The organism is Streptococcus sp., from assembly GCF_019414905.1.
Lineage (GTDB): Bacteria > Bacillota > Bacilli > Lactobacillales > Streptococcaceae > Streptococcus.
The window spans coordinates 1-6,622 of record NZ_DXLC01000099.1; the positions used below are offsets into that span (position 1 = coordinate 1).

The 6,622-nt window shown below is 38.6% G+C and carries 5 protein-coding genes; 3 read left to right on the forward strand and 2 right to left on the reverse strand.

Translation table 11 applies throughout. The features are described from left to right. Nucleotides 1-6: 6 nt before the first annotated feature. Nucleotides 7-1,110: a UDP-galactopyranose mutase gene (gene glf, locus QZ359_RS02890; RefSeq protein WP_101785384.1), complete on the forward strand. Its 1,104-nt coding sequence runs from the start codon at nucleotides 7-9 to the stop codon at nucleotides 1,108-1,110. A 200-nt stretch (nucleotides 1,111-1,310) separates the two neighbouring features. Then, entirely contained in the window at nucleotides 1,311-3,290 is a 1,980-nt protein-coding gene (locus QZ359_RS02895; RefSeq protein ID WP_101785382.1) for a peptide ABC transporter substrate-binding protein, read from the forward strand. Between the two features lie 207 nt (nucleotides 3,291-3,497). Here QZ359_RS02895 and pbp1a read toward each other — a convergent pair whose 3' ends face one another. Then, nucleotides 3,498-5,663 (reverse strand): penicillin-binding protein PBP1A, encoded by a 2,166-nt coding sequence (gene pbp1a, locus QZ359_RS02900; RefSeq protein WP_293958087.1) that lies wholly within the window; start codon nucleotides 5,661-5,663, stop codon nucleotides 3,498-3,500. Then, a complete protein-coding gene (recU, locus tag QZ359_RS02905) occupies nucleotides 5,656-6,255 on the reverse strand; it encodes a Holliday junction resolvase RecU (RefSeq protein WP_101785379.1) in 600 nt (199 codons plus the stop codon). Before recU ends, pbp1a begins: the two co-directional genes overlap by 8 nt. 66 nt (nucleotides 6,256-6,321) lie before the next feature. On the opposite strand from recU, the gene QZ359_RS02910 reads away from it, so the two are divergent. Further along, nucleotides 6,322-6,622: SLOG family protein (locus QZ359_RS02910; RefSeq protein WP_293958090.1), on the forward strand; the 301-nt coding region annotated here is incomplete at its 3' end.

Consider the following 6,622-nt stretch of genomic DNA (forward strand, 5'->3'; position numbering starts at 1 on the left):
GAGTATATGTACGATTATCTTGTTGTTGGTGCTGGTCTTTTTGGTGCAGTTTTTGCCCATGAATCAGCCTTAAAAGGAAAAAAAGTAAAAGTCATTGAAAAACGAAATCATATCGCGGGTAATATCTATACTCGTGAAGAGGAAGGAATTCAAGTTCATCAATATGGTGCTCATATATTCCATACTTCGGATAAGGAAATCTGGGATTATGTAAATCAGTTTGCAGAGTTTAACCGTTACACAAACTCCCCAGTTGCAAATTATAAGGGAGAGATTTATAACCTTCCTTTCAATATGAATACTTTCAATAAACTTTGGGGAGTTGTAACGCCAGCAGAAGCACAAGCTAAGATTGATGAGCAACGTGCGGTTTTAAATGGTAAAACTCCTGAAAATTTGGAAGAACAGGCGATATCTCTTGTAGGTACAGACATCTACGAAAAATTAATCAAGGACTATACAGAGAAACAGTGGGGCAAGCCAACTACGGAACTTCCAGCCTTTATCATTCGCCGTTTGCCAGTACGCCTGACCTATGATAACAACTATTTTAACGATACCTATCAAGGAATTCCAATTGGTGGTTATACTCAGATAGTTGAAAAAATGTTGGATCATGAAAACATTGATGTAGAAACAAATGTTGATTTCTTTGCGAATAAAGAGCAATATATGAAGGACTTCCCTAAGATTGTCTTTACCGGTATGATTGATGAATTCTTCGATTATAAGTTGGGTGAACTAGAGTATCGTAGTCTTCGTTTTGAAAATGAGACCCTGGATATGGAAAATTACCAAGGAAATGCAGTTGTGAACTATACGGATGCTGATACCCCATATACTCGCATTATTGAACACAAACATTTTGAGTTTGGGAGTCAAGCAAAGACTATCATTACTAAAGAACATTCCAAAACATGGGAAAAAGGTGATGAGCCTTATTATCCAGTTAATAATGATCGTAATAATCATTTGTATAAATCGTATAAAAAATTGGCCGATGAGCAAGGGAATGTTATCTTTGGTGGTCGTTTAGGACACTATCGTTATTACGATATGCACCAAGTAATTGGAGCAGCTTTACAGTGTGTAAGAAATGAGTTAGATTAAATAAGTAAAATTGATCACCAGTTCTCATTTATAAAAGTATTAAAAATTCCTTGACTATGTGATGTAGTTGAGGGATTTTTGATAATATTCATATTTTTGCAAAGTTTTTGTTTAAAAAATAATTTTCTAAAATTCAGAAAATTATATTGACAGGACTTTAAAAAGGGTCTATAATGGATAGAAAAACAAAGGAGAAGACTATGAAAACAAGAAAAGTATTGGCTCTTGCGGGAGTCACTTTATTAGCAGCTGGTGTCTTAGCGGCTTGTTCTGGTGGTTCAGCTACTAAAGGTGAGCAGACCTTTGCATTTACCTACGAGACAGATCCAGATAATCTTAACTATTTAACAACCAGTAAGGCAGCTACTTCAAACATTACTAGTAATGTCATTGATGGATTACTTGAAAATGACCGCTATGGGAATCTTATTCCCTCTATGGCAGAAGACTGGTCAGTTTCTAAGGATGGCTTGACTTATACTTATAAGATTCGTCAGGATGCCAAGTGGTATACTGCAGAAGGTGAAGAGTATGCTCCTGTTAAGGCACAGGACTTTGTGACAGGTCTTAAATATGCAACAGATAAGAAATCACAAGCCCTTTACTTGGTACAAGATTCAATCAAAGGTCTAGATGCCTATGCAAAAGGTGAGACCACAGACTTTGCTCAAGTCGGGATTAAAGCCCTTGACGATCAAACAGTCCAATACACCTTGAACAAACCTGAAACTTTTTGGAATTCTAAAACAACTATGGGTGTACTTGCGCCAGTCAATGAAGAGTTTTTGAACTCAAAAGGGGATGATTTTGCCAAAGCTACGGATCCAAGCAGTATCTTGTATAATGGTCCTTATTTGTTAAAATCTCTTGTGGCTAAATCTTCCGTTGAATTTGCGAAAAATCCTAACTACTGGGATAAGGACAATGTTCATGTTGACAAGATTAAATTGTCATTCTGGGATGGTCAAGATACCAGCAAACCAGCAGAAAACTTTAAGGATGGAAGCTTTACAGCAGCTCGTCTCTATCCAACAAGTGCAAGTTTCGCAGAGCTTGAGAAGAGTATGAAAGACAATATTGTCTATACTCAACAAGACTCGACTACGTATCTAGTAGGAACAAATATTGATCGTCAGTCCTATAAATATACTTCTAAGACTAGCGACGAACAAAAGACATCTACTAAAAAGGCTCTCTTAAACAAGGATTTCCGTCAGGCTATTGCCTTTGGTTTTGATCGTACAGCATATGCTTCACAAGTGAACGGTGCCAGTGGTGCAAGCAAAATCTTGCGTAATCTCTTTGTGCCACCAACATTTGTTCAAGCAGATGGGAAAAACTTTGGCGATATGGTCAAAGAAAAATTAGTAACCTATGGGGAAGAATGGAAGGATGTTAATCTGGCTGATGCACAAGATGGTCTCTACAATCCAGAAAAAGCCAAGGCCGAATTTGCCAAGGCTAAGTCAGCTTTACAGGCAGAAGGCGTGACCTTCCCAATTCATTTGGATATGCCAGTTGACCAGACAGCAACTACAAAAGTTCAACGTGTTCAATCTTTCAAACAATCGGTTGAAGAAACCTTGGGTACAGATAATGTCGTAATTGATATTCAACAACTACAAAAAGATGAAGTCTTGAATATTACCTACTTTGCTGAAACAGCAGCTGGGGAAGATTGGGATATTTCAGATAATGTTGGTTGGTCTCCAGACTTTGCGGATCCATCAACTTATCTCGATATTATCAAACCATCAGTTGGTGAAAACACTAAAACCTACCTTGGCTTCGATTCTGGTACAGATAATGCTGCAGCTAAAACTGTAGGTCTAAACGACTATGAGAAATTAGTAACTGAAGCTGGAAATGAGACAACAGATGTAGTAAAACGATATGATAAATATGCTACAGCCCAAGCTTGGTTGACAGATAGTGCCTTGATTATCCCAACAACAACACTTACTGGTCGCCCAATTTTGTCTAAGATGGTACCATTTACGATGCCGTTTGCCTTCTCTGGTAACAAGGGGACAAGTGATCCACTCCTATACAAATACTTGGAACTTCAAGATAAGGCAGTCACTGTAGATGAATACCAAAAAGCCCAAGATAAATGGATGAAAGAAAAAGAAGAATCCAATAAAAAAGCGCAAGAAGACCTTGCAAAACATGTAAAATAAAGGTAAAGGAGTTGGTTTGTAGCCGACTCCTTTTATATTCTTCGAAAATCTCTTCAAACCACGTCAGTTCTATCTGATGACTTCAAATCCGTGCTTAGAGTTGCTTGTGGCTAACTTTCCTAGTTCGCTCTTTGATTTTTATTGAGTATTAGCTATCTTGTAGTAAAAAAAATCCTGAGAATTTCTAACTCTCAGGATTTTTTGTGTTTACTGTTGTGGTTGTTGAAATTGAGGGGCCTGTGGTTGTTGTTGGATTTGTTGGCCAGACTGTCCCTGATTTGGATTCGTTGGAGCAGGATTATTTGATTGTTGACCAGGAGTAGGTGTTACTTGTGTACTTGTATTTTCATTTGTGGTAGAGGGATTCTCTACTTCTGATTGTGTTTGTTGTGTATCAGGAGTACTCCATGTATTTCTTGCTCCGTTTAGGAATACGAACTGCCCGTTTCTATATAGTCCCTCAGGCATTGTCCAATCTCCAGGATGGTTATTTTGAGCAAGGTAGCTCATCATGCTACGATAGACTCTAGCAGCAACTGTGAGGCCATCACCTACAATAGGAGTGAGACGGTTGGTATAACCTGTCCAAACGGCCATAGAATACTTACGAGTATAACCAACAAACATTTCATCTGGAGCTACATAGCCAGTGTTCTTGATGTGTTTTTCAATTTCATCATCTGTGTAGTTAGAAGTACCTGTTTTACCTGCTTGAGGAATTCCAGGCAGATAGGCGTTGTAACCTATTCCAGATGTCAAGACTGTTTTCATCATTTCTGTCATCATGTAGGCAGTAGACTCTTTCATAGCTCTTGTACCAGCGTCAGAAAATTCTTTTTCACTACCATCACTAAAGACGATTTTATTGATGTACATTGGTTTGTGGTAGATACCGCCATTAGCGAATGCAGCGTAAGCCGCAGCCATTTTCTCACTGCTTGCACCGTACTGTTTACCAGATTCAGTTGTATTACTTGAAATAGCATTTGAATAGTGCATTACAGGATAGTCGATGCCTAAACCATTTAGGAAGTTTTTAGCTCTATCTAAACCAACCTTGTTTAGTGTTTCAACAGCAGGTACGTTACGAGATTGTTGAAGGGCATATTGCAGAGTAATGTTACCAAAATATGCTCTATCCCAGTTGTAGAGAGGGGTACTTGTTCCAGGATAGTTATAAGGAATATCGTGGACAGTAGCTGCAGTTGAATCATATACACCGTATTCTAAGGCTGGGGCATAATCAGTGATTGGCTTCATGGTTGATCCCCAGTCACGGTTGGTTTCCACAGCTTGGTTAGTACCGAATGAAACATTGCTTGCTTGGTGACGAGCTCCAAGTTGGGCGATGACTTTACCATTGGAAGTATCTACGATAGTTGAGGCTACTTGAAGGTCATCATCTGGATAAGAGACATATTCATCTGTATTGTAAATATCCCAAAGTCTTTGTTGAATGTCCTTGTCTACATTGGTGTAGACTTCCATTCCAGTAGTAAGAAGATTATATCCCGTTTCGTGCTCTACTTGTTCAATAACCTCTTTTAGATAGTTATCCATATACGCTGGATAAGTAGCAGCTGACTTAAGACTTTGTAAACCATCAGTGATAGGTGTGTTGATAGCTTTTTCATATTGTTCAGCACTAATGTAATCTTGTCCTCTCATTTCTGAAAGAACCAAATTACGACGGTCCAACGCTGCATCTGGATGAGAGTAAGGATCGTATTGGTTGGGTGCCTGTGGCATACCTGCTAGCAAAGCTAATTGAGGTAGAGAGAGGTCTTTTAAGTCTTTTCCGTAGTAATTTTGGGCTGCTGTCTGCATACCATAGTTACCATTTGACATATAGACCTTATTGATGTAGTAGGTAAGGATTTCTTGTTTGGTAGCTTTTTGTTCCAATTGGATAGCTAGCCAAGCCTCTTGTGCTTTTCGGGAGATGTTTTGATCCGAAGTTGATGTTGAGAAATAGGTCAACTTAATCAACTGCTGGGTTAGGGTTGATCCCCCCTGTAAAGAATTACTTTGTAAGTTACGTAAGAATGCCCCCATAATCCGAATCGTATCGATCCCTCTGTGGTCAAAGAAGCGATGGTCCTCGATAGACACGATGGCTTTGACTAAATCAGTAGGAATTTCGCTGGCCTGAGCGTTTACTCGGCGTTCAGAGCCCAGATCGGCAATGAGTTCGTTATTATTGTCATAAATCTTGCTAGAAGTTGTTGCAACTAATTTACTATCTGATAGGGCTGGAGCTTTACTCACAAAATAGAGGAAAACACCCCCGCCCAATAGAAATAATGCGATAAAGAGAGTTAGGAAAAAGATTCCAATATACTTTAATATTCGCATAAGAATGTATTTATTCATCTTGTTTACCACCTAGTAAATGTTCTTTGATAACATCGAGATAGGGAATTTGTGGGAATACCCCTAGTTTTATCTGGTAACCGTATTCTCGTATGTATCCAAGTGGCATTGATTTTTGTCCCTTATCTTGATGATAGAAGCGAATCAAATCGAATGCCGGCAATAAGTAGGTTTCTTGCTGGGAAGAAAAGTGAAGAAGGACAAAGCAGATTCCTTGTTGGGCAAGGACTTGTTCCATATGCTGAATCTGATGTGGATGGAAATTTTTCATCGGAATCGCACGTTTTTGTTTTGTTTCCTTGGCTTCAAAGTCGATGTAATATCCTTTATAAACGCCAGAATAGTCTGTCGTTGAAGCTTGTCGAAAATAGGCTTCAACAATCTTGGCACGACTCCGTTGTGGATAGTCCACTCGTACGATTTGAATAGGGGTTGGTTTCTTATGTATAACAGCTAAGCCCTGAGACAAATAGTAGTCGTTGGTAGCATTGATCATCTTTTCAAAAGACATTCCTCGATTTGCGAAATTTTTGGGTTGAGAAAGAGATGTTTGTCTTTTTTGTGATGAAATTTTATGAGGATAGTTGACCATAATTCTCCTTATTGGTACAATAACATCACTCTATTATACCATAAAAATAGAAAGAAAGGTGTAAAAATGACTACAGCTTTAATTATGGGATATTCTAATTTTGACTTGGGTGTCTTTAACGAAAAAGATATCAGGTTAAAAATTATAAAGAAAGCGATTAGAAGAGATTTAGAAAACTTAGCAGAAGAGGGGCTTAAATGGCTGGTCTTTACTGGGAGCTTGGGATTTGAATCCTGGGTTCTTGATGTCGCAAATGAAATGAAAGACGAGTATGATTTCAGCCTAGCGACTATTTTTGATTTTGAAACGCACGGGGGAAATTGGAATGAAGACAATCAGATGAAACTTAGCCAATTCAAGCAGGTAG

What these genes read in the sequence shown, in the direction of transcription:
- glf (WP_101785384.1), top strand. Translation starts at nt 7, where the DNA reads ATGTACGATTATCTTGTTGTTGGTGCTGGTCTTTTTGGTGCAGTTTTT.
- QZ359_RS02895 (WP_101785382.1), top strand. Translation starts at nt 1,311, where the DNA reads ATGAAAACAAGAAAAGTATTGGCTCTTGCGGGAGTCACTTTATTAGCA.
- pbp1a (WP_293958087.1), bottom strand. Translation starts at nt 5,663, where the DNA reads ATGAATAAATACATTCTTATGCGAATATTAAAGTATATTGGAATCTTT.
- recU (WP_101785379.1), bottom strand. Translation starts at nt 6,255, where the DNA reads ATGGTCAACTATCCTCATAAAATTTCATCACAAAAAAGACAAACATCT.